This window comes from Mycobacterium sp. E342 (assembly GCF_001667665.1).
In the GTDB taxonomy this organism is placed as follows: domain Bacteria; phylum Actinomycetota; class Actinomycetes; order Mycobacteriales; family Mycobacteriaceae; genus Mycobacterium.
The window spans coordinates 1-719 of sequence record NZ_LZJM01000031.1 but is presented as its reverse complement, the minus strand read 5'-3'; the positions used below and the strand labels follow the sequence as shown (position 1 = coordinate 719).

Genomic DNA, 719 nt, shown 5'->3' with positions numbered 1-719 from the left:
CTCGTTGCCCAAGGGGCGGGACCGGGTGGGTGTGTGGGGTTGTTGTTGCCGCGCGGCGCGCAGGCCATCGTGGCGATTCTGGCGGTGCTCAAGTCCGGGGCGGCCTATGTGCCAATCGATCCAGGCTGGCCGGCCGCGCGGATCGAGTTCCTGCTGACCGATGCCGGCCCGACCACGGTGCTTACCACGGCGGCCCTGCAGTCGCGGCTGGATGGCCATGGCGTGGCGGTGATTGATGTCAGTGATCCCGCTATCGATGCCCAACCGGCCACCCGACCACCGGGCCCGGCTGCTGAGGATGTGGCGTATTTGATTTACACCTCGGGAACCACCGGGGTGCCTAAAGGTGTTGCCGTTACCCATGGCAACGTGACCCAGCTGTTGGCGTCGCTGGATGGTGCGGTGGAGCGGGTGGGGGTGTGGTCGCAGTGGCATTCGTATTCCTTTGATGTGTCGGTGTGGGAGATTTTCGGTGCGCTGTTGGGTGGGGGCCGGTTGGTGGTGGTGCCCGAGGCGGTGGTGGGTTCCCCGGATGATTTGCAGGGCTTGCTGATTGCTGAACGGGTCAGTGTGTTGAGTCAGACCCCGTCGGCGGTGGCGATGCTTTCGCCGCAGGGGTTGGAGTCGGTGGCGTTGGTGGTGGCCGGGGAGGCGTGTCCGGCTGAGGTGGTCAATCGGTGGGCGTCGGGGCGGGTGATGCTCAACGCTTATGGGCCGAC

At 65.9% G+C, this 719-nt stretch carries 1 protein-coding gene; it reads left to right on the top strand.

What is annotated here, in order from left to right; genetic code table 11:
* Window positions 1-719, top strand: a 719-nt coding sequence (locus A5692_RS01675) for an AMP-binding protein (protein WP_156765875.1), incomplete at both ends; no start/stop codon positions are given.